The sequence below is a fragment of the Lysobacter koreensis genome, assembly GCF_042677045.1.
Taxonomy (GTDB): domain Bacteria; phylum Pseudomonadota; class Gammaproteobacteria; order Xanthomonadales; family Xanthomonadaceae; genus Lysobacter_K; species Lysobacter_K koreensis.
On the sequence record NZ_JBHTIH010000007.1, the window covers coordinates 246,899 to 268,840 of the forward strand.

18 protein-coding genes are annotated in these 21,942 nt (G+C 69.4%); 8 read left to right on the forward strand and 10 right to left on the reverse strand.

Features of this window, described 5'->3' with window-relative positions; genetic code table 11:
* Positions 1-88 precede the first annotated feature (88 nt).
* From ACFQZQ_RS13280 to aceE, 4 genes are all read right to left on the reverse strand, one after another.
* A complete protein-coding gene (locus ACFQZQ_RS13280) occupies positions 89-1,177 on the reverse strand; it encodes a DNA glycosylase AlkZ-like family protein (RefSeq protein WP_386813369.1) in 1,089 nt (362 codons plus the stop codon).
* Positions 1,178-1,263: 86 nt separating this feature from the next.
* Complete coding sequence (locus tag ACFQZQ_RS13285; RefSeq protein WP_386813370.1) at positions 1,264-1,638, reverse strand: addiction module antidote protein; 375 nt, start codon at positions 1,636-1,638, stop codon at positions 1,264-1,266.
* A 29-nt stretch (positions 1,639-1,667) separates the two neighbouring features.
* A complete protein-coding gene (locus ACFQZQ_RS13290; RefSeq protein WP_386813371.1) occupies positions 1,668-1,955 on the reverse strand; it encodes a type II toxin-antitoxin system RelE/ParE family toxin in 288 nt (95 codons plus the stop codon).
* Between the two features lie 216 nt (positions 1,956-2,171).
* Positions 2,172-4,877: a pyruvate dehydrogenase (acetyl-transferring), homodimeric type gene (gene aceE, locus ACFQZQ_RS13295; protein ID WP_386813373.1), complete on the reverse strand. Its 2,706-nt coding sequence runs from the start codon at positions 4,875-4,877 to the stop codon at positions 2,172-2,174.
* Positions 4,878-5,122: 245 nt separating this feature from the next.
* Between aceE and ACFQZQ_RS13300 the strand changes: the two genes are divergently transcribed.
* From ACFQZQ_RS13300 to ACFQZQ_RS13315, 4 genes are all read left to right on the forward strand, one after another.
* Positions 5,123-6,937, forward strand: coding sequence for a sensor histidine kinase (locus ACFQZQ_RS13300; RefSeq protein ID WP_386813375.1), 1,815 nt, complete (start codon positions 5,123-5,125; stop codon positions 6,935-6,937).
* Positions 6,934-7,374, forward strand: coding sequence for a response regulator (locus tag ACFQZQ_RS13305; RefSeq protein ID WP_386813376.1), 441 nt, complete (start codon positions 6,934-6,936; stop codon positions 7,372-7,374). The genes ACFQZQ_RS13300 and ACFQZQ_RS13305 overlap by 4 nt, the downstream gene beginning before the upstream one ends.
* On the forward strand, positions 7,371-7,748 hold the full coding sequence (locus ACFQZQ_RS13310) for a response regulator (RefSeq protein WP_386813378.1): 378 nt from the start codon (positions 7,371-7,373) through the stop codon (positions 7,746-7,748). Before ACFQZQ_RS13305 ends, ACFQZQ_RS13310 begins: the two co-directional genes overlap by 4 nt.
* A gap of 70 nt (positions 7,749-7,818) precedes the next feature.
* Positions 7,819-9,498, forward strand: coding sequence for a M28 family metallopeptidase (locus ACFQZQ_RS13315; protein ID WP_386813379.1), 1,680 nt, complete (start codon positions 7,819-7,821; stop codon positions 9,496-9,498).
* Positions 9,499-10,430: 932 nt separating this feature from the next.
* On the opposite strand, the gene ACFQZQ_RS13320 is transcribed toward ACFQZQ_RS13315, so the two are convergent.
* From ACFQZQ_RS13320 to rsgA, 4 genes are all read right to left on the reverse strand, one after another.
* Entirely contained in the window at positions 10,431-11,402 is a 972-nt protein-coding gene (locus ACFQZQ_RS13320) for a glycosyltransferase family 2 protein (RefSeq protein ID WP_386813380.1), read from the reverse strand.
* Complete coding sequence (locus ACFQZQ_RS13325) at positions 11,399-13,702, reverse strand: NADP-dependent malic enzyme (protein WP_386813382.1); 2,304 nt, start codon at positions 13,700-13,702, stop codon at positions 11,399-11,401. The genes ACFQZQ_RS13320 and ACFQZQ_RS13325 overlap by 4 nt, the downstream gene beginning before the upstream one ends.
* A gap of 95 nt (positions 13,703-13,797) precedes the next feature.
* Positions 13,798-15,051: a flavohemoglobin expression-modulating QEGLA motif protein gene (locus ACFQZQ_RS13330; RefSeq protein ID WP_386813487.1), complete on the reverse strand. Its 1,254-nt coding sequence runs from the start codon at positions 15,049-15,051 to the stop codon at positions 13,798-13,800.
* 217 nt (positions 15,052-15,268) lie between these two features.
* Positions 15,269-16,420 (reverse strand): ribosome small subunit-dependent GTPase A, encoded by a 1,152-nt coding sequence (rsgA, locus tag ACFQZQ_RS13335; RefSeq protein WP_386813383.1) that lies wholly within the window; start codon positions 16,418-16,420, stop codon positions 15,269-15,271.
* Positions 16,421-16,585: 165 nt separating this feature from the next.
* On the opposite strand from rsgA, the gene ACFQZQ_RS13340 reads away from it, so the two are divergent.
* From ACFQZQ_RS13340 to ACFQZQ_RS13350, 3 genes are all read left to right on the forward strand, one after another.
* Positions 16,586-17,860, forward strand: coding sequence for an aminotransferase class I/II-fold pyridoxal phosphate-dependent enzyme (locus ACFQZQ_RS13340; RefSeq protein ID WP_386813384.1), 1,275 nt, complete (start codon positions 16,586-16,588; stop codon positions 17,858-17,860).
* A 94-nt stretch (positions 17,861-17,954) separates the two neighbouring features.
* Complete coding sequence (locus ACFQZQ_RS13345; RefSeq protein ID WP_386813488.1) at positions 17,955-18,587, forward strand: SGNH/GDSL hydrolase family protein; 633 nt, start codon at positions 17,955-17,957, stop codon at positions 18,585-18,587.
* Positions 18,584-19,291, forward strand: a complete 708-nt coding sequence (locus tag ACFQZQ_RS13350; RefSeq protein ID WP_386813385.1) for a methyltransferase domain-containing protein — start codon at positions 18,584-18,586, stop codon at positions 19,289-19,291. The genes ACFQZQ_RS13345 and ACFQZQ_RS13350 overlap by 4 nt, the downstream gene beginning before the upstream one ends.
* A 67-nt stretch (positions 19,292-19,358) precedes the next feature.
* Here the strand turns inward: ACFQZQ_RS13350 and ACFQZQ_RS13355 are convergent, their stop codons facing one another.
* On the reverse strand, positions 19,359-20,195 hold the full coding sequence (locus ACFQZQ_RS13355) for a polysaccharide deacetylase family protein (protein ID WP_386813387.1): 837 nt from the start codon (positions 20,193-20,195) through the stop codon (positions 19,359-19,361).
* Between the two features lie 329 nt (positions 20,196-20,524).
* Between ACFQZQ_RS13355 and grxD the strand changes: the two genes are divergently transcribed.
* Positions 20,525-21,454, forward strand: a complete 930-nt coding sequence (grxD, locus tag ACFQZQ_RS13360; protein WP_386813388.1) for a Grx4 family monothiol glutaredoxin — start codon at positions 20,525-20,527, stop codon at positions 21,452-21,454.
* A gap of 86 nt (positions 21,455-21,540) precedes the next feature.
* On the opposite strand, the gene ACFQZQ_RS13365 is transcribed toward grxD, so the two are convergent.
* Positions 21,541-21,891: a hypothetical protein gene (locus ACFQZQ_RS13365; RefSeq protein ID WP_386813389.1), complete on the reverse strand. Its 351-nt coding sequence runs from the start codon at positions 21,889-21,891 to the stop codon at positions 21,541-21,543.
* Positions 21,892-21,942: the final 51 nt, after the last annotated feature.

Here is a 21,942-nt window from a genome sequence, read left to right on the forward strand (position 1 = left end):
AAGTGCCGGCGCAGGTCGGCGCGGGTGTCGTAACTACCGCCGTTCCAATGCCCTCACGTTACCACCCAAAGGATGTCCCTACGCGGGGCTAAAAACCGAGGAAGCTCTGCATCTGCGCCAGCTCAGCCTCCAGCCCGGCGCGGAATGCGGCGTCGCGCGGTGCGCGGCCGCTGGTGTAGCCGAAGCTGTTGCTGAGCGCACCGTCGGCGACGCTCACGTTGCCCCAGCCGATCACGCGGTCGTGCCATAGCAGCGGCAGCGCGTAGTAGCCGAGCTTGCGCTTGGGCGCGGGGGTGTAGGCCTCGAAGCGGTAGGTCCAGTCCCACAGGATCTCGAAGCGGCGACGGTCCCAGACCACCGGGTCGAACGGCGTCAGCAGGCGCACCGCCTGGTCGGGCTTCCAGCGCGCCGCGGCCGGGTTGTCGTCGACGGGCCAGTACCAGTCGATGCCGTCCACGCGCGCATGGCCGAGGCGCTGCTTCGCGCGGGCCAGCGCCGCCGCCCGCTGCGCTTCCCATTGCGGCGCGCCGCCGCCCAGTTGCCGGACGAGTTGCGCCAGGCTGGACGCGGGCAGCGGCGCGTACTTGCGCACCACCACGTCCACCAGCGCGTCCATGCGTTGGCTCGCGGTGGCGGCGTCCGCCGGCGCGGCGTCGCTGGCACGCGTCGCGTAGACGCGCGTGCCGCCGTCGCGACGCGCCACGCGCAGCAGGCCGCGGTAGTGCATGCCGTCGAGCAGCTGCGTGCTCGCGTTCGACGAGCCGCCGAACCAGTTGGTGACCTTGCCGTGGGCGAAGTGCGCGTCGACCTCGCGCGGATGCACGGCGCCGCGCTCGGCGATGAAGTCCCACACCGCGCGCGCCTGCTTCCAGCGCGCGGGCGTCCACGCCGCTTTCGGCGTGCGGGGGTGCATCAGCTCGTAGTGCGCGCGCGGCAGGAAGCCGTAGTTGACGAAGAAGTCTTCTTCCAGCGGCAGCTTCGGATAGCGGCGTTCGAGGTCGCCGGCGCGGTAGCCGGCGACGCGGTGGCGCAGCGTCAGGTCCTGCGCGCGCGCCGGCGCGCGGATCGGGTCGGCCTGCACGAAGCCCAGCTTGTCGATCGCACGCGCGAGCGTGGTCGGCTTGAACAGCGTGCGGGCCACGGCATAGCGGCGCAGATGGTCGAGCGTGATCGCCATGCCGTGGTGCCTGCTATGCCTTCAAACGCCAATCGGAGTCGGCGTAGACGCGGATGTTGTCGTTGGCGGCAAGAGTCACAGTGACGTCAAACCCGCTGCTGGACTCGCGCCGAAGTTTTCTTGACTGCGGCCGTCTTGGGCGCTGGTCGCTTTTTGGCCGCCGGCTTTGAAGCCCGAACGACTTTCTCCAGGGTGAGCCGGTAACCGAGCGCGCCGATGACGCGATACACAGTCGCGAATTCCGGATTGCCTTCCGTGCTCAATGCCTTGTACAAGCCAGCTCGGGTTGCTTTCGACTTGTCGGCGACGGCTTGCATGCCCTGCGCGCGCGCCACGGTGCCGAGTGCTTTCTGGAAGAAGGCCGGATCGTTCTCCTCGAGCGCGGCTTCGAGGTAGGCCTCGATGTCCGCTGGCGAAGTGAGGTAGTCGGCGGCGTCGAATTTGGATGTCTTGATGGCCATGGCCTGCTCCCTCCGTGAGGGCAGTCGTTTCAAAATTCGCTCGCCATTTCCCTGGCGCGGGTGATGTCTGCCGGCTGGCTCGCCTTGTCACCGCACAACAACAGCACGACGATTTCCTGACCGTAACGGGTGTAGTACACGCGGTAACCCGGGCCGTAGTGGATGCGGGCTTCGATCACGCCACCGCCCACCGACTTGGAGTCGCCGAAGTTGCCGTCTTCCATCTTCTGGATGGTGATCGCGATGCGGGTCTTCGCGTTGGCGTCGGCCAGCTTCTTGAGTCGCTTGTCGAACTCCTGGGTGCGACGGATCTCCATGCGGGCAATGTATCCCTTGGTTGACAATCTCGTCAACTATGGGAGACATGGTCCGTAGGGTTGCGGACATGAAGAAAGCGGCCTGCGGCCGCCTTACCCCTCCTCAGCCCGTCCGGTCCGCAGGCGCAGCCTGCGGCCGCTCGTCGGAGCGCGAGCCGGTGGCTCGCAAGCGCTCCTCCTCGCCCCCTGCTTCGCAAGGGAGGGGGCTAAGAGCACTTACACCGTGATCGGGTTTGGCTTGTCGCTGTCGATCTTGTACTGCTTGATCGCACGCGCCACGTCCTTGGCCGTCATCTTGCCTTCCGCCGCCAGCGCCGCGATGGCGGCGTGGGCGATGTGGAAGCGGTCGACCTCGAAGTGGCGGCGCAGGTTGGCGCGGGTGTCGGAGCGGCCGAAGCCGTCGGTGCCGAGCACGGTGTAGCGCATCGGCACGAACTCGCGGATCTGGTCGGCGTAGACGCGGATGTAGTCGGTCGCGGCGATGGCCGGGCCCTGGCGGCCTTCCAGTAGCTCGGTCACGTACGCCTTGCGCGGGGCCTTGGCTTCCGGGTTGAGGCGGTTGAAGCGCGACGCATCCAAGCCGTCGCGGGCGAGCTCGTTGAAGCTCGGGCAGCTCCAGATATCGGCGCTGACGCCGAAGTCCTTGTCGAGCAGGTCGGCGGCGGCGATCGCCTCGCGCAGGATGGTGCCGCTGCCGAGCAGCTGCACGCGCAGCTCGCCCTTCTTGGCCTTGCCGGCGTCCTTGAGCAGGTACATGCCCTTGATGATCCCCTCGGCGCTGCCTTCGGGCATGGCCGGGTGGGTGTAGTTCTCGTTCATCAGGGTGACGTAGTAGTACTCGTCGCGCTGCTCGGCGAGCATGCGCTGCATGCCGTGCTGGATGACGGTGACGACCTCGTAGCTGAAGGTGGGGTCGTAGCTGCGGCAGTTGGGGATCAGCCCGGCCTGGACCATGCCATGGCCGTCCTCGTGCTGCAGGCCTTCGCCGTTGAGCGTGGTGCGGCCCGCGGTCGCGCCGAGCAGGAAGCCGCGCGCGCGCATGTCGGCCGCCTGCCAGGCGCTGTCGCCGATGCGCTGGAAGCCGAACATCGAGTAGTAGATGTAGAACGGCAGCATCTGCAGGTCGTTGGTGCTGTAGCTGGTCGCGGCGGCCAGCCACGACGAGAACGCGCCGCACTCGGTGATGCCCTCCTCCAGCACCTGACCGGCGGTGTCCTCGCGGTAGTACATGAGCTGGTCGCGGTCGACCGGCTTGTACTTCTGGCCGTGCGGCGAGTAGATGCCGATCTGGCGGAACAGGCCTTCCATGCCGAACGTGCGCGCTTCATCCGCGACGATCGGCACGCAGCGCGGGCCGACCTGCTTGTCGCGCAGGGTGATGTTGAGCATCTGCACGAACGCCATGGTGGTGCTGATCTCGCGCTCGCCGGTGTCCTTGAGCAGGCGCTCGTAGGTTTCGAGCTTGGGCACTTCGAGCGACTCGGCCGACTTGCGGCGGCGCTGCGGCAGGAAGCCGCCGAGCGCGCGGCGGCGCTCGACCATGTACTCGACTTCCGGCGAGTTCGCGCCGGGGTGGTAGAACGGCACCGCGCTGTCGGCCAGCTGCGCGTCGCTGACCGGGATGTTGAAGCGGTCGCGGAACGCGCGCACCGCGTCGTCGTCCATCTTCTTGGTGCCGTGGGTCGGGTTGAGCGACTCGCCCGAGGTGCCCATGCCGTAGCCCTTGACGGTCTTGGCCAGGATCACGGTCGGCATGCCGGTGGTCTTCACCGCCTGGTCGTAGGCCGCAAACACCTTGTGCGGGTCGTGGCCGCCGCGGTTGAGCCGCCAGATGTCGTCGTCGCTCATGTTGGCGACCAGCGCGGCGGTTTCCGGGTACTTGCCGAAGAAGTTGTCGCGCGTGTACTTGCCGCCGAACGCCTTGCAGTTCTGGTACTCGCCGTCGACGGTTTCCATCATCAGCTGGCGCAGCTTGCCGCTGGTGTCGCGCGCGAGCAGCGGGTCCCAGTAGCTGCCCCAGACGGTCTTGATCACGTTCCAGCCGGCGCCGCGGAACTGGCCTTCGAGCTCCTGGATGATCTTGCCGTTGCCGCGCACCGGGCCGTCGAGGCGCTGCAGGTTGCAGTTGATGACGAACACCAGGTTGTCGAGGCCTTCTCTACCGGCCACGGAAATCGCGCCGAGGGATTCGGGCTCGTCGGTCTCGCCGTCGCCGAGGAACGCCCAGACCTTGCGGTCGGTCTTGGGCATCAGGCCCCGGCCTTCGAGGTACTTCCAGTTGCGCGCCTGGTAGATCGCGCTGATCGGGCCCAGACCCATCGACACGGTCGGCACCTGCCAGTAGTCCGGCATCAGCCACGGGTGCGGGTAGGAGGAGATGCCGCGGCCGTCGACTTCCATGCGGAAGTGGTCGAGCTGGCTTTCGCTGATGCGGCCTTCGAGGAAGCTGCGCGCGTAGATGCCCGGCGAGCTGTGGCCCTGGATGCCGATCAGGTCACCGGGGTGGTCGCCCTCGGGGCCGCGCCAGAAGTGGTTGAAGCCGACGTCGTAGAGGGTGGCCGCCGAGGCGAAGCTGGCGATATGGCCGCCGAGGTCGCCGGGCTTGCGGTTGGCGCGCACCACCATCGCCAGCGCGTTCCAGCGGATCAGCGAGCGGATCCGCCATTCCATCGCGGCGTCGCCGGGGCTCTTGGCCTCCAGGTGCGCGGGGATGGTGTTGATGTAGTCGGTGGTCGGCGAGAACGGCAGGTGCGCGCCGGCGCGGCGGGTGACCTCGACCACGCTTTCGATCAGCTGGTGGGCGCGCTGCGGGCCTTCGCGCGCGATGACGGCCTCGGCCGACTCGACCCACTCGCGGGTCTCGGTCGGGTCGGGGTCGGCCTGCAGCAGGTCGGTGATCGGGGTTGGTTCCGTCTGGCTCATTGCGTACTCCGGGGGGCATGGGGCCGCTGGATGCCCTCATCGCGCGTGCTGTCGTTAGAGCGAACATTCTAGCCGAGGGTCTACCGTACTGCCTTGGTATCACGAGGCCTTCACAAGCCGTCACGGCGCGGTTGCGTAGATTGCGTGCGCATCTCCAGCGGCCAGATCCACCCCGGCGTGCATCATGCGCAGGGCCGTCCGGGGGCACCACCACGCCCTGCTCCCTCCGCCGCCATGAACGCCGCATGCCCAACGCCACGCCTGTCCGCGACACCGCCTCCCGCCTGCGACTGCCCCTGCTGGCCCTGGCGATCCTGCTGATCGTGGTGGCGCCGTTCGTGCTGGTACGCATCGCGACCGAGCGCACGCTGGATGCGGAGGCCCGCGTCACCCACACCCGCGAGGTCGAGGCTGCCGTGCACACGCTGCTGTACGACGTGCGCAACCGCGAGTCGGGCGCGATGGCGCTGGCGGTCGGCATCGACACGCCGAACGTGCGCCGGCGCGTCAGCGACAGCGGGCGCGAGATCCCGCGGGGGCTGGACCGGATCACCCGGCTGACCCGCGACAACCCCGAGCAGCAGGTACGGATCGGGATGCTGCGGGCGACGATCGACCAGCGCCGGGTGCTGGTCGACCGGATGCTGGCGGGCGGCACGGACACGGCGCAGTCGCGCGATCTGGTCGAGGCGATCGTCACCCGCTACCCGATCCGCGCGATCGCCGATGAGGTGATCGCCACCGAGACGGCCCTGCTGGCCGCGCGCCTCGCGCAGGCCGACCGTCTGCGCCAGCGCACCGCGCTGCTGACCTGGGGCGCGATGCTGGCGCAACTGGTGCTGCTGGGGCTGGTCACCTACTTCTCGCGCCGGCAGCTGGCCCGCCGCGTGGAGGCCGAGCGCGACGCGTCCCAGGCCAGCGCGCGCGCGCAGTCGATCCTGCAGACCGTGCGCGAGCCGATCGTGCTGGCCGATGCCACGCTGCGCGTGGTGATGCACAACGCGGCGTTCTCCGAGTTGTATGGGATCAACCAAGACGACGCGATCGGCACGCCGCTGGCGCAGGTCGGCGATGGCGCTTGGGACAATGCCGAGACCCTGCAGCGGCTGGGCGACGTGGTGTCGCGCGGACGCGAGCTGTGGGATCACGAACTGGCGCAGCGCACGGTCGACGGCATCGAGCGCACGATGCTGGTCAACGCGCGCAAGATGCCGCTGCCCGACAGCAGCGACCACGTGGTGCTGATCACCGCCAGCGACGTGACCGCGCAGAAGGCCGCCGAGCAGCGCATCGTCGAGCTCAACCGCCAGCTGGAAGGCAAGGTCGACCAGGTCTCGGACGTGAACCGCGAGCTGGAGGCATTCAGCTATTCGGTCTCGCACGACCTGCGCGCGCCGCTGCGGCATATTTCCGGGTTCGCCGACAAGCTCGCCCGCCAGTTGGGCGACGACGCCGACGAGAAGAGCCGCCACTACATCGGCGTGATCGGCAGCTCGGCCAAGCGCATGGCGACGCTGATCGACGACTTGCTGGTGTACTCGCGCCTGGGCCGCAGCGCGTTGCGGCTGCAGGCGGTGGACATGCAGTCGCTGGTCGCCGAGACGCGCGCGTTGCTCGACTCCAACGCCAAGAACGACAACCCCAACCACCGCATCGAATGGCGCATCGCGCCGATGCCGATGCTGGTGGCCGACGAGAACATGCTGCGCCAGGTGTGGCAGAACCTGCTCGGCAACGCGGTCAAGTACAGCGCCAAGCGCGAACCGGCGGTGATCGAAGTCGAGCACCACCCCGCCGACGACGGCGGCCACCACTTCACCGTGCGCGACAATGGCGCCGGCTTCGACATGGCCTACGCCGGCAAGCTGTTCGGCGTGTTCCAGCGAATGCACAAGGCCAGCGACTACCCCGGCACCGGCATCGGCCTGGCCAGTGTGCGCCGGGTGCTGATGCGCCATGGCGGCCGGATCTGGGCCGAAGCCGAACCCGAACGCGGCGCCACCTTCCACTTCACCCTGCCCGCCGCGCTCGACCATCCTTCCAACGAGACCCTGCCATGAACCCCATCCGCACCATCCTGCTCGCCGAAGACAGCCCCGCCGATGCCGAGATGGCGATCGACGCGCTGCGCGACGCCAACCTGGTCAACCCGATCGTGCACGTCGAGGACGGCGTCGAGGCGCTGGACTACCTGCTGTACCGCGGCCGCTTCGCCGACCGCGAAAAGGGCGACCCCGCGGTGCTGCTGCTGGACATCAAGATGCCGCGCATGGACGGGCTGGAGGTGCTGCAGGAGCTGCGCACCCACACCCAGCTGCGCCGCATCCCGGTGGTGATCCTGTCGTCGTCGCGCGAGGAGAACGACCTGGCGCGCAGCTGGGACCTTGGCGTCAACGCCTACGTGGTCAAGCCGGTCGACGTCGACCAGTTCTTCGAGGCGGTGAAGGCGCTGGGCAAGTTCTGGGCAGTGTTCAACGAACCTCCGCAGGGCGAGTGAACGCCTTGATCGCTCGCGCCGGCGTGCGCTGGCGAATCCTGCTGGTCGAGGACTCGCCCGACGACGCCGAGCTGACCTGCATCATGCTGGCCGACGCCGGCCTGGACGTGGAATGCCGGCGCGTCGATACCGAAGCCGAGGTGCTGCAGGCATTGGCAGCGTTCGCGCCGCACCTGGTGCTGTCGGACTTCAACCTGCCCGGCTTCGACGGCGCGCGCGTGCTGGAACTGGTGCGCGCGCATGCGCCGACGGCGCGCTTCGTTTTCCTGACCGGGTCGCTGGGTTACTACCAGCTGCCAGAGGCCGACGGCTCGGTGCCCAAGGACGAACTGCGGCTACTGCCCGCACTGGTGCAGGACCTGCTGGGCGAGTAACGGCCGATCCGGCAAAGCGCGCCGCTGCTAGTATCGGCCGCACTCCGACTGGCTCCCCGACAGGTCCCGCATGAAGCTCCTGGCTGCCTCGCTGCTCTCCGTCTCCATCGCGCTGGCGCTGTCACCGGCCCACGCCGCCGACGCGCCGACCTTCGATCCGCAACGCCTGTCCGAGGCGGTCAAGACGCTGGCGTCCGACGAGTTCGAGGGCCGCGGCCCGGCGACCGCGGGCGAAGTAAAAACCATCGACTACGTGTCCGCGCAGATGCAGGCTGCCGGGCTTCAGCCCGGCGGCGATCTCAAGGACGGCAAGCGCCTGTGGACCCAGGCGGTGCCGCTGCTGCGCGCCGAGATCACCGGCACGCCGACGCTGTCGCTAAAGGTCGGCGGCAAGCAGCAAGTCCTGACCCAGGGCAGCGAAGTCGCGATCCGCGCGGCGATGGACGGCTCCAGGCAGGTGTCGATCGTCGATGCGCCGCTGGTGTTCGTCGGCTACGGCGTCAAGGCGCCGGAGCGCAAGTGGGACGACTTCAAGGGCGTCGACCTGCGCGGCAAGATCGCGGTGGTGCTGATCAACGACCCCGACTACGAGAAGCCCGGCGTTGCCGCTGGTCAGGGCGATTTCGGCGGCAAGGCGATGACCTACTACGGCCGCTGGACCTACAAGTTCGAGGAAGCCGCGCGCCAGGGCGCGGCCGGCCTGCTGATCGTGCACGAGACCGAGCCGGCGTCGTACGGCTGGGCGACGGTCAAGAACTCCAACACCAACACCATGTTCGACGTGGTCCGCGACGAGCCCGGCAAGGCGCATCCGCAGATGGAAGGCTGGATGCAGCGCGACCTCGCGGTCGACCTGTTCAAGCGCGCCGGCCTGGATTTCGACGCGCAGAAGAAACTGGCGCTCACGCGCGGGTTCAAGCCGGTGGAACTGAAGGGCACCACCTTCTCGGCCGACTACGCGGTCGACGCCAAGGTCATCACTTCGCAGAACATCGTCGGCCGCATCGACGGCAGCCAGCGCCCGGACGAGACGGTGATCTACAGCGGCCACTGGGACCACCTCGGCGTCGGCCAGCCCGACGCGACCGGCGACCGCATCTACAACGGCGCGGTCGACAACGCGACCGGCATCGCCGCGCTGATCGAGATGGGCCGCGCGTTCGCGCAGGCCAAGGCCAAGCCGGAGCGGTCGGTGGTGTTCCTGGCGGTGACCGCCGAGGAGAAGGGCCTGCTGGGCTCGGAGTACTACGCGTCCAAACCGCTGTACCCGCTGGGCAAGACCGTCGCCGTGCTCAACATGGACGCGTTGAATCCGCATGGGCCGACGCGCAACTTCACCACCTCGGGCAGCGCCAAGGTCGACCTGCTCGACGCGCTGGTCGACACCGCCAAGCGCTGGGGCCGCGAGTACAGCACCGACCTGAAGCCGGAAGCGGGCTACTTCTTCCGCTCCGACCACTTCCCGTTCGCCAAGCGCGGCGTGCCGGCGATCTCGTTCGGCTCGGGCAACGACCATGTCGACGGTGGCGTCGCAGCCGGCGAGGCAATGGGCAAGGCCTACACCGCCGAGCGTTACCACCAGCCCGCCGACCATTGGGAAGCCGCCTGGCCGTTCACCGGCATGGCGCGCGACCTGCAGCTGCTTTATGCGGTGGGCAGCGAGCTGGCCAACGCCGAGAGCTGGCCGAACTGGGGCACCGAATCGGAGTTCCGCGCGGCGCGCGATGCGACGGCGGCGGAGCGGAAGTAGGCGGTATCAGCGCGCGCCCGCTCTGCTCCTCCCCTTTCGCATAGCGAAGGGGGAGGTTGGGAGGGGGTCGCTTTTGGCTTTTGCTGCAGCCGGCGAGGAGCACCCCTCCCAGCACATCCAGCCCTCCCGGGCGTTCTTCACCGCACGAACTGCCACTGGCGGTTCGAAAACGCGGTTCATCACCCCCTGCTGCGCAAGGGAGGGAGCGGGTCATAAGCGTGCGGTCGCTCTGCTCCTCCCCTTTCGCGTAGCGAAGGGGGAGGTTGGGAGGGGGTCGCTTTTGGCTTTTGCTGCAGCCGGCGAAGAGCACCCCTCCCCAGCCCTCCCCTGCTTTGCAAGGGAGGGAGCGGATCATAAGCGTGCGGTCGCTCTGCTCCTCCCCCTTCGCATGGCGAAGGGGGAGGTTGGGCGGAGGTCGCTTTTGGCTTTTGCTGCAGCCGGCGAAGAGCACCCCTCCCCAGCCCTCCCCTGCCGCAAGGGAGGGAGCAAATCCAGAACGTGAGGACCCCGCTCTGCCCCTCCCCTTTCGCGTAGCGAAGAGGGATGAGGCGGGCCGCTTGCAAGCCACTGGCTTGCGGACCGACGAATGCCCGCAGGCTGTGCCTGCGGGCCGGACGGTTGGGAGGGGGTCGCTTTTGGCTTTTGCTGAAGACGGCGAAGAGCACCGCTCCCCAACCCTCCCCTGCTTGGCAAGGGAGGGAGCAGGTCAAAAGCGTGCGGTCGCTCTGCCCCTCCCCTTTCGCGTAGCGAAGGGGGAGGTTGGGAGGGGGTCGCTTTTGGCTTTTGCTGCAGCCGGCGAACAGCACCCCTCCCCTAACCCTCCCCTGCTGCGCAAGGGAGGGAGCAAATCCAGAACGTGAGGACCCCGGCCTGCTCCTCCCCTTTCGCATGGCGAAGGGAGAAGTTGGGAGGAGCGGCTTCGCGGCAGACCGCTAGCCCGCGCCAAACCACGCGCGCGGCAGCAGCAGCTTGGCCGCGCGCTCGAGGCTCTTGCGACGCAGGCCGGGGCGCGCGAGGCCGCGCCACAGCGGCGCGATCCACTCGCGGCGCGGCCGGTCGAGGATCACCTCGCGCTGCTCCGCTTCGAGCCGGTACATGCCGGCCAGCTGCCGCCCCGCCCGGACCCGATCGGCGGGCAGGCCGTCGACGCGGGTCAGCGCATGGTCGAGGTCGTCGGCGACGTCGCGGTACATCCTGATCATCCGCCGGTAGCGGCGCACGAACGCCTCACTGGAGCGGTCGCCCTTGGCGAACACCCAGCCGCTGAGGCTGCTGGAACTGATGCGGTAGCGGATCAGCGGCGCGGGCAACTGCACGCCCGTGCCCAGCAGCATCGCGCGCATGGTCAGCGCGTTGTCCTCGACCACCGCGCGCAGCGGCCCGAAGCGCTCGAACACCTCGCGCCGGAACGCCATCGACGCGCCGAGCAGGGTGGTGAAGCGGCCGGCATTGGCGAAGTGGTGGATGTCGAAGCGCGCTGGCACGCGCGCATGGCTGAGGCCGAGATCGTGGCCGTCGTCGTCGACCCGGTCGTAGCCGCCGCCGGCGACCATCACCGCCGGATCGGCGTCGAACACCTCGAGCATCCGCGCCGCGCGATCGGGGTACGACACGTCGTCGCCCGCCATCAGCACCACGATCTCGCCGCAGGCATCGGTCATGCGCGCCGACAGGTGCGCGCCCAGACCCAGGTTGGCCGGGTTACGGAACACCCGCACCTCGTGCGGGCCGTCGTAGCCGGCCAGCGCGCGTTCGATGCGCTCGCCGGTGCCGTCGGGAGAGGCGTCATCGGACACGAGGATCCGGCACGGCACGGTCTGCGCCAGCGCGCCGGCGATCGCCGCCTCGACCAGCTCGGCGGTGTTGTACGTCAGCAGCAGGACAGTGACGCGGGGGTGGTTCACTGCTTCGCGTCGCGCGCCGCTCGAATCTGCGCATCCACCGCCGCGATCGCGGTCATGTTGATCACCCGGCGCGGCGTCGAGGCCGGCGTGAGGATGTGCGCCGGCTTGTCCAGGCCCATCAGGATCGGGCCGATCGCGACGCCGTCGGTCATCACCCGGATCATGTTGTAGGTGATGTTGGCCGCGTCCAGGTTCGGCATCACGAACAGGTTGGCACGGCCGGTCAGGGTGGTGTTGGGGAAGATGCGCTGGCGCAGTTCGGCGTCCCACGCGGTGTCGGCCATCATCTCGCCGTCGACCTCGAGCTTGGGCATGCGCGCGGCGATGATCTGGCGCGCCTTGCGCATCTTCGCCGCCGACGGGTTGTCGTGGCTGCCGAAGTTGGAGTGCGACAGCAGCGCGACCTTGGGCTCGATGCCCATCAGCCTGAGCCGGTAGCTGGCCTGCAGCGTGGCTTCGGCGATCTGTTCTGCACTAGGGTCGAGCTGGACGTGGGTGTCGAGGAAGAACCACGCGCCCTGGTCGTTGATCACGCCGGTCATCGCGGCGGTGCCGACCACGCCCTTGTCGAAGTCGAACACGCTGCGCAGGTAGCCCAGCTTCTTGTGGAAGCGCCCGACCAGGCCGCAGATCATCGCGTCGGCTTCGCCGCGCTCGACCATCAGCGCCGCAATCAGGGTCGGCCGCGAGCGCAGCAGGTTCTTGGCCGCCGCCGGGGTCACGCCGCGGCGCTCGGTCAGGGCGTGGTACTGCTGCCAGTAGTCGTCGAAGCGCGGGTCGGAGTTGATGTTGGTGAGTTCGAAATCCACGCCCTCGCGCATGCGCAGGCCGAGCCGTTCGATGCGCGCCTGGATCACGTCCGGGCGGCCGATCAGAATGGGCATTGCCAGCTGCTCGTCGATCACCGTCTGCACCGCGCGCAGCACGGTTTCCTCCTCGCCCTCGGCGTAGACCACGCGCTTGCGGTCAGCGCGCGCGCGCTCGTACACCGGCTTCATCAGCAGGCCGGTGCGGTAGATGAACTGGCCGAGCTTCTCGTTGTAGGCCTCGAAATCGGCGATCGGGCGCGTGGCGATGCCCGAGTCCATCGCCGCCTTGGCCACGGCGGGCGCCAGCATCACCAGCAGGCGCGGGTCGAACGGGCGCGGGATCAGGTACTCGGGGCCGAAGGTCGGGATTTCGCTGCCGTACGCGGCGGCCAGGTCGCCGGCCTCCATCCGCGCCAGTTGTGCGATCGCGCGCACGCAGGCGAGCTTCATCGCCTCGTTGATCTCGGTCGCGCCGACATCGAGCGCGCCGCGGAAGATGTACGGGAAGCACAGCGCGTTGTTGACCTGGTTCGGGTAGTCCGAGCGGCCGGTGGCGATGATGCAGTCGGGACGGACCTTCTTCGCGTCCTCCGGCAGGATCTCCGGATACGGGTTGGCCAGGGCGAGGATGATCGGCTTGTCGGCCATGGTCGCGACCATCTCCGGCTTGAGCACGCCGCCGGCGGACAGGCCGAGGAAGATGTCGGCCCGATTGACGATGTCGGCCAGCGAGCGCTTGTCGGTGTCGCGCGCGTAACGCGCCTTGTCTGGGTCGAGGTGCGGGCGGCCGGTGTAGAGCACGCCGTCGCGATCGACCGCGAGGATGTTCTCCGGCTTCATGCCCAGCGCGACCAGCATGTCGAGGCAGGCGATGCCGGCCGCGCCGGCGCCGCTGGTCGCCAGCTTCACGTCCTCGATCTTCTTGCCGACGATCTCGAGCGCGTTGAACACCGCGGCACCGACGATGATCGCGGTGCCGTGCTGGTCGTCGTGGAACACCGGGATCTTCATCCGCTCGCGCAGCTTGCGCTCGACGATGAAGCACTCCGGTGCCTTGATGTCCTCCAGGTTGATGCCGCCGAAGGTCGGTTCGAGGCTGGCGATGATCTCGACCAGCTTGTCGGGGTCGCGCTCGTCGATCTCGATGTCGAACACGTCGATGCCGGCGAACTTCTGGAACAGCACGCCCTTGCCTTCCATGACCGGCTTGCCGGCGAGCGGTCCGATGTCGCCCAGGCCGAGCACCGCGGTGCCGTTGGAGATCACCGCGACCAGGTTGCCGCGCGCGGTGAGTTCGCTGGCGGCGTTGGGGTCGGCGACGATCGCCTCGCACGCATAGGCCACGCCGGGCGAGTAGGCCAACGCGAGGTCGCGCTGGGTGACCATCGGCTTGGTCGCGACGACCTTGATCTTGCCCGGCGGCGACAGGCGGTGGTACTCGAGCGCGGCCTGCTTCAGTTCGGAGTCTTTCAGGTCGTTGTCGTTGGACATGGCGTGGGGCACTGCAAGGGGAAAGGGGATTCTAGCCTCGCATCGCGACGGCTTGGGTGCGGGGGTGTCACAAGGAGGAACGGGGTTTCCGCTCTTCAGATATCGAGAAACCCGTCACTGTTGGCGATCGCGTCCAGGCGGATGCGGTTGGCGAACAGCGAGAACGCGAGCATCCCGGCCAGCCCGTTCGCGCGCGACAGCCAGTGCGGCAGCCAGCGCGGCGGCAGCAGCACGCCGGATTCGAACAGCGGCTCGAAGCGCTGCACGTCAGCCAGGGTCATCTTGCCGGCGAACAGCCAGCGGCAGGTTTGCAGCTTCTGCTGGCGCAACGCCCAGCGGAAGAACGTGTGCACGCCGACCAGGCCGCGCAGGTACACCGTGTCCTTGGTGAACGCCGCGCCACCGCCGGTCGGCACGCCGCGGAACACGCGCTGGGCCGAGGCGAAGCTGTCCTCCCGCGACTGCCCGGCGGCGACGAAATAGCGGAACACCTCGATGAAGTCGGCGCCGTCGAGCGCCATCGCCACCGCCTCGATGCGCAGGCTCAGGCGTTTCATGCGGCCGATGTCGATGCTGCCGGTGATCTGCTCGGCGAACGTGGCTAGGCCTTCCTGGGTCGCGGTGGTGCGCGGCGAGGCCAGCGACAGGCTCTGCAGCACCGGCTGTTCGCGGCCGTTGAGCGCGGTCAGCGAATGCACGAACGCCTCGTGCTGCAGCAGCTGGTCGCGGTCGTAGTCGCTGAACGCCGCGCCGCTGCGCAGGCGGATGCGGGTGGCGCCGGCGGCGGCCTTGGCGATCAGGTCGGGGTCGAGCACGACCTCAATCACGCGCGCATCGAAGTAGTCGTCGAGGTCGCGCTGCAGCTGCAGGCGCAGCGCGGTGGCGGAGATCGACACGTGCTCGGCCGGCGACATCAGCTCGTGGTCGAGCTCGTCGGCGATCGAGATGAAGTGCCGCGCCGCCTCGCGCGTGGTCGGGCCGTTGCCGGGCAGCGGCTCGTCGGGCTTGCCGTACAGGCGGATCGAGTGCTCGGTGACCGCGGTGGTGCCGAGTACCTCGCACAGCTGCGCGGCGATCGCCCAGCTGCGCGCGGACTCGATCAGATACTGGCCGAGCGGGTGCTGCGCGTCGGCCTCGGTGGCGATCGCGTCGAGCTCGCGGCAAACGTCACTGAAATCCTGCCGCGGGTACGCAACCTGCGGCAGCGTCGCGGTCCCGCGCGCGTAGTCGGCGAGGAACTGCACCTCCATCCCGGCCGGCCAGCTGGCCAGCGACAGCAGCTTGATTCCGCGCGCGGCGCGGACCATGCGCGCGTCGAGCGCGGCGTGGTGGGCGATCTCGGGCGCCATCGGCTTCGCCGACCGACGCGACGCCAGTGACGCGGCGCGGGCCGCCTCCTCGGCGGCCTGGGCCGGTTCGACCGGCGCATCGACGACGTCGACGGCGCTGCTGGCGTCCGCGGCGCGTGCAGGGGCCGGCGGCAGCGCGGGGACTGGCGACGCAAGCGGCGGCGCGGCGACTGGCGGGGCCATTGGTCCCGCGGCGGGCACAGAGGAATCGTCGCGCTCAGTGCCGCCCATACTTGTCGTCCAGGCGCTTGTTGAGCGCCTTGCCCTGCACCTTCGCGGCGGCGTTCTCGGCGCGGCGGTTGGCGAGCTTGTTGGCGGCGCCGGCGACCTCGTCGCTGAGCTTGAGGTAGTTGGCGAAGCGCTGCGGGTCGAGCTTGCCGGCCTCGATCGCCTCGCGCACCGCGCAGCCGGGTTCGCGTTCGTGCGAGCAGTCGCGGAACCGGCACTGCGCGGCGATCGCCTCGACGTCGCCGAAGTTCTCCGCGACGTCCTCCTCGCCGGTCGGCTTGAGCTCGCGCATGCCGGGCGTGTCGATCAGGCAGGCGCCGGACGCCAGCGGGATCAGCGCGCGGTGGGTGGTGGTGTGGCGGCCGCGGTCGTCGCTCTCGCGCACCGCGGCGGTCTTCATCCGGTCGCTGCCGAGCAGGCTGTTGGTCAGGGTCGACTTGCCGGCGCCGGACGAACCGACCAGCACCACGGTGTGGCCCGGCTGCAGCCACGGGTTGAGCGCGGCCACGCTGTCGGCGTCCTTGGCGTTGACCGCGCGCACCGGGATCTCCTGCGCCGCCAGCTCGACCAGCGCCGCGACCGCGCCGGGCAGTGCCTGCGCATCGGCGGCCATCGCCAGGTCGGCCTTGGTCAGCACCACCACCGGCTGCGCGCCACCGCGCACCAGCAGCAGGTAGCGCTCGATCCGGCGCGGGTTGAAGTCGGCGTCGAGCCCGCAGACGATGAACACGGTGTCGATGTTGGCCGCGATCAACTGCTGCTTGTAGTGCTCGCCGGCGGCGCCGCGCTTGATCGCGCTGCGCCGCGGCAGCAGGGCGACGATCTTGCGCGCCTGCGGCCGGTCGTCGGTAGGTTCGCCGCCTTCGGCCTCGCTGCCGCCCTCGATCAGCACCCAGTCGCCAACCCCGGGCCGCTGCTCGGGCGGGAAGCGCGGGCGCTGCCACTCGGGCAGCGATTCGACGGTGAAGCTGCGCTCGGGGCCGTCGGCGACCACGTAGCCGCTGCGGTGCTGTTCGACCACCCGCGCCGGGCGGGCCTGCAGGTGCGCGGCCAGGGCCTCGCGCCAGGCCGGGACCGGCGACAGGCCGTCCGCGGCCAGCGGCCAGCCGATCGCCTGCAGGGCGGACAGTTCGGGGGTCAAACGCGTGGGCGGGGCAGGGTCATGCGGGGATTCTAGCCCTGCGCCACCCCGTGGCCCCACTTCGCGCGGCTGCCCGGCGGAAGCCGGCCTGTGATCCGGCCCCGTGATTCCGCCCGGTCCTTCGGCTAGGCTGGCCCATCCCTTTGCCGCCCCCACCGCACCGCAATGTCCCTGCCCCCGCTCAAGACCCGCGAACGCCTGTCCGAAGTCCGCTACGAGATCCGCGGCGAACTCGCCCGCCGGGCGCGCGAACTCGAGGCCCAGGGCCGCAAGCAGATCAAGCTCAACATCGGCAACCCCGGCGCGTTCGGCTTCCGCGCGCCCGAGCACCTGCAGCGCGCGATCGTCGACGGCATCGCCGACACCGACCCCTACACCCACCAGCAGGGCCTGCCCGCCGCGCGCGAGGCGATCGCCGCGTTCCACCGGCAGCGCGGCACGCCGAACGCCTCGCCTGAGCGCGTGTTCGTCGGCAATGGCGTCAGCGAGCTGATCGACCTGTCGCTGCGTGCCCTGCTCAACCCCGGCGACGAGGTGCTGCTGCCCTCGCCCGATTACCCGCTGTGGTCGGCCGCCACGATCCTCAACGACGGCCGCCCGGTCTACTACCGCTGCGCGCCGGAGAACGGCTTCCTGCCCGACCCGGAGGAGATCGAGGCGCTGGTGTCCAGCCGCACGCGCGCGATCGTGCTGATCAACCCGAACAACCCGACCGGCGCCGCCTACCCGCGCGCGCTGCTGGAGAAGATCGTCGCGATCGCGCAGCGCCACAAGCTGCTGCTGATGAGCGACGAGATCTACGACTCGATCGTCTACGACGACACCCAGTTCCAGCCGCTGGCGCCGCTGGCCGGCGAGCTGCCGTGCCTGTCGTTCGGCGGCCTGAGCAAGGTCCACCGCGCCTGCGGCTGGCGCGTGGGCTGGGCGGTGCTGTCCGGCGACCCGCTGGTCTCCGGCGACTTCCACCACGCGATGGACCTGCTCGGCGCGCTGCGCCTGTGCGCGAACGTGCCCGGCCAGTTCGCGATCGACGCCGCCCTGCACGGCGAGAACACCATCGCGCCGCTGTGCGCGCCCGGCGGTCGCCTGTACGAGACCCGGCGCGCGGTGATCGACGCGATCGGTGCCAGCCAGCACCTGGAGCTGGTCGCCCCGGCCGGCGCGCTGTACGCGTTCCCGGCGGTGGTCGGCGCCGCGGCGCAGGGTTTCGACGACCACGCGTTCGCGCTCGAGCTGCTCGAGACCGAGGACGTGCTGGTGGTGCCCGGCTCGAGCTTCAACGTGCCCTACCGCAACCACTTCCGGGTGACCCTGCTGCCGCAGCCGGAGGTCGTGCGCGAGGTGTTCGCGCGCATCGAGCGCGTGCTCGACCGGCACGTGCAGCGCCAGGCCGAAGCCGCGTCGGCGCAGACCCTCGCCAACCGTGCCGCAGTGGCGTAAGCCGCTGGCCGCGCTGGCGCTGCTCGGCGCCGGCTGCAGCGCATTGGGCATGCCACCCGCCTATACCAGCGCGCCACGCGCGCACGAGGACCCCATGACGATCAGCTACCTGGCACTGGGCGACAGCTACACCATCGGCGAAGGCGTGGCCGAAGCCGGCCGCTGGCCGGTGCAGCTGGCCACGGCGCTGCGCGCGCAAGGCATCGCGCTGGCCGACCCGCGCATCATCGCCACCACCGGCTGGACCACCGACGAACTGACCGCCGCGATCGACGCCGCGCAGCCGCTGGGCGAATGGCAGTTCGTCAGCCTGCTGATCGGCGTCAACAACCAGTACCGCGGCCGCAGCGTGGCCAACTACCGCGCCGAGTTCGTCGACCTGCTGGCGCGCGCGATCAAGCTCGCTGGCGGGCGCGCCGAGCGCGTGCTGGTGCTGTCGATCCCGGACTGGGGCGTGACCCCGTTCGCGACGCGCTCCGGGACGACGCAGCCGCGCCCCGACCGCGCCCAGATCGCCGCCGAGCTGGACGCCTTCAACGCCGCGGCACAGGCGCTGTGCCGCGAGCACGGGGTCGCGTTCGTCGACATCACCGCGGCCAGCCGCGCGCACGGCGGCGAGGCGGCGATGCTGGCCGACGACGGCCTGCACCCGTCCGCGGCGATGTACGCGCAGTGGACTGCGCTCGCGCTGCCGGTCGCGCGCGACCTGCTGGCGCCGCCGCGTTGAACGACACCCTCGTGCCGACGCGGCCGCTGCGCGGCGACCGCGCGCAGGCGATCGCGCGCGCGTTCGCGCCAACCCGCCCGCTCGGCAGCCGCTGGGACTACTTCTACGCGCGCAGCAAGCTGGGCAGCGACCCGCTGTATCCGGGCGTGTGCGATGCGTTGCGCGGCAGCGACGCGCCGCTGCTCGACCTGGGCTGCGGCCTGGGCCTGCTCGCGCATGCGTTGCGCGCCGATGGCATCGGCCTGCCCTACCGCGGCGTCGACAACGACGCCGGCAAGATCACGCGCGCCCAGCGCGCCGCCGCGCGCAGCGGGCTGCAGGCGGTCGAATTCGAGACCGTCGACCTGGCCCGCACCCTGCCCCGCCACCAGGGCAGCGTTGCGATCCTCGACGTGCTGCAGTTCATCGCCCCCGACGCGCAGGAACGCACGCTCGACGCGGCGATCGCGATGCTGGTGCCCGGCGCGCGGCTGGTGATCCGCACCGGGCTGGACGACGGCGGCCGGCGCGCGCGCATCACCCGCGCGGTCGACGTGTTCTCGCGCGTGCTGGGCTGGATGAACGCCGGGCCGCGCCGCTACCCCGATGCCGAGGCCCTGCGCGCGAAGTTCGCCGCCGCCGGCCTGAGCGCGCAGTTCACCCCGCTGTACGGCAATACCCCGTTCAACAACTGGCGGATCGTGGCGACGAAGTCCCCGGCCTGACCTCGCCTGACTCCCCTCTTTGAAAAAGAGGGGCTGGGGGGAGATTTGCGGTTGCCGTTGCCGCTGCCTAGGGCGAAACGCCCGAAGCCGCGGCGCGTGCGCCGGCATCGACAGGTGCCGCGCCTTCCAGCGTTTCCGGCAGCAGCGTGCGATAACCCAGCGCGTCCAGCCGCCGCAGCAGCAACGCCAGCGTCTCAACATTGCGGCCGTGGCGGGCGCCTTCGTGCATCAGCACGATCGCGCCGGGCTTGAGGCCGCGCTCGATGCGCGCCACCACCCGCGCCGGATCGGCCGCGACCGCATCGAAGCCGCGCGCGCACCACGCCACCCGCGCCAGGCCGTGCGGCTTGAGCGCCGCGGCCACGAACGGATTGGCCATGCCGACCACCGCGCGGAACCAGCGCGGCGGCGCGCCGGTGAGCTGCGTCAGCAGCGCCTGGGTCTGCGCGACCTCGGCGCGCATCCGCGCCGGCGGCAGCGCCCAGAACCACGCCGACGGATGCGAGTGGCTGTGGTTGCCCAGGGTGTGGCCGCGGCGCGCGATCTCGCGCACCAGCTGCGGCCGCGCCGCGGCGCGCGCGCCGACCACGAAGAACGTCGCCTTGGCGGCGTGCGCGTCGAGCAGGTCGAGGATCGCCGGGGTTTCTTCCGACGGGCCGTCGTCGATCGTCAACCACACCGCGCGCGCGTCGGTCGGCAGCCGCGTCAACACCGGGCTGAACCACGGCGAGTCGGCCTTCAGCGTCGCCCACGCGAACGGCAGGTGCGAGGCCAGCAGCGCCGGCAGACCCCAGTGCCAACCGAAACGCCACCAGATCGCGGCCACCAGCAATTGCGAGGCGAGCAGGCACCACAGCCACAGATGCGGACGGCGCGGCGGGCGGTGCGGGGGGAAAACGGCCATGCCGGGATGATGCCATGCGCGTTTCAGCGGTCGCGCGGCGGGCTTCAAGGAATTCGCGCGTGTCACGAAGGGGGCTTCGCCGCGTAGGAGCGGCTTCAGCCGCGAGCTTTTCGATCCGCTAGCCGCAGCGGAGCTTCTTGCGGTGAGCGCGAGGGACAGAAGCTCGCGGCTGAAGCCGCTCCTACCCAGGGGCGAAGGACTACCTTGCCGGCGTCCGACTGGACTTGCTACGCGGCGTACCCCAAGGGGACTTCCTTCGGGGCGTCCCGAAAAGGGACTTGCTACGCGGCGTAAACTGGCAGGCCCCCAGATCGTTTCGGACCTGCCCCATGTCGCTCGACCCCGCCCTGCGCGCGCGCATCGAATCGCTGCTCGCTTCCAACCAAGTCGTCCTGTTCATGAAGGGCGAACCGGGCGCGCCGCAGTGCGGCTTCTCGGCCAAGGCGGTCGGCGCGCTGGGCGCGCTCGGCGTCGACTTCGCCCACGTCGACGTGCTCGCCGACCCGGAAATCCGCGAAGGCATCAAGGCCTACGGCCAGTGGCCGACGATCCCGCAGCTCTACATCGGCGGCGAGCTGGTCGGCGGCAGCGACATCATCGAGCAGATGGCCAACTCCGGCGAGCTCAACACCGCGCTCGGCCTGCCCGAACCGGACCGCACGCCGCCGCGCATCACCATCACCGCGGCTGCCGCGCAGATGCTGCGCGAGGCCGTGGCCAACGCCGGCGACGGCTACGCGTTGCAGGTCGAGGTCGACCCGCGCTTCAACGCCAAGCTGCAGCTGGCGCCGGTCGATGCCCGCGCGATCGCAGTCGAGCACGACGGCCTGCGCGCGCAGTTCGACCTGGCCAGCGCGCACCGCGCCGAGGGCCTGACGATCGACTGGGCCGACGACGAGCGCGGCCGCGGGCTGGTGATCGACAATCCGAACGCGCCGCCGAAAGTGACCGCGCTGTCGCCGGTCGAAGCGGCCGAGCGAGTCAAAGCCGGCACGCTGAAACTGGTTGACGTGCGTCCGCCCGAGGAGCGCGCGCTGGCGAGCGTCAACGTGCCGTTCTCAACGCTGGACGGCGATGCGCTCGCGCAACTGGAAGCCTTGCCGAAGGACACGCCGCTCGCATTCCTGTGCCACCACGGCCAGCGCAGCGCGCAGGCGGCCGAGCATTTCCGCGGTCTCGGCTTCCGCCAGTTGTTCAACATCGACGGCGGCATCGAGGGCTGGACGGAGTTCGCCGATTCGCACGTGGCGCGTTACTGAATTCTTCGTATATCCGCAGCTATCCCGTCCTTGAGAGCGCCGGCCCTCAAGTGATGCGGCTTGTAACGAATCTGTGGAATCAGAAATTAGTCATCCTCAGTTGGATAGACGCTGATTTCCAGAACAGCTGAGAAGCTGCTGATTTGCTCAGCACATGAGAGACGACAGGTGTAAGTGAAGTTTGGGTTGTAGACGGCAACGCGGAACACTGGATCCGCCTGGGCAATCTGATCGCGAAACTCGGTCAACCGGGAAACGAATGCAATCACCGCTTCGTCTACGCTTGAGTGGGAGCCATTTTCTTCAATGACCCACCCCCATCCATTGGCTGATTTATCCACCACGTCAAAATGCTCGGCCAAGCGAGAAATGTCCTTCGTTGAAATGCGATCAACTGCACGTAGCGCTAAAGATATTTCTACGTCGGCTGTTTTCATGGATCCTATTCTGCGTCAGGTACGTAGGATGGGTTAAGCGCAGCGATACCC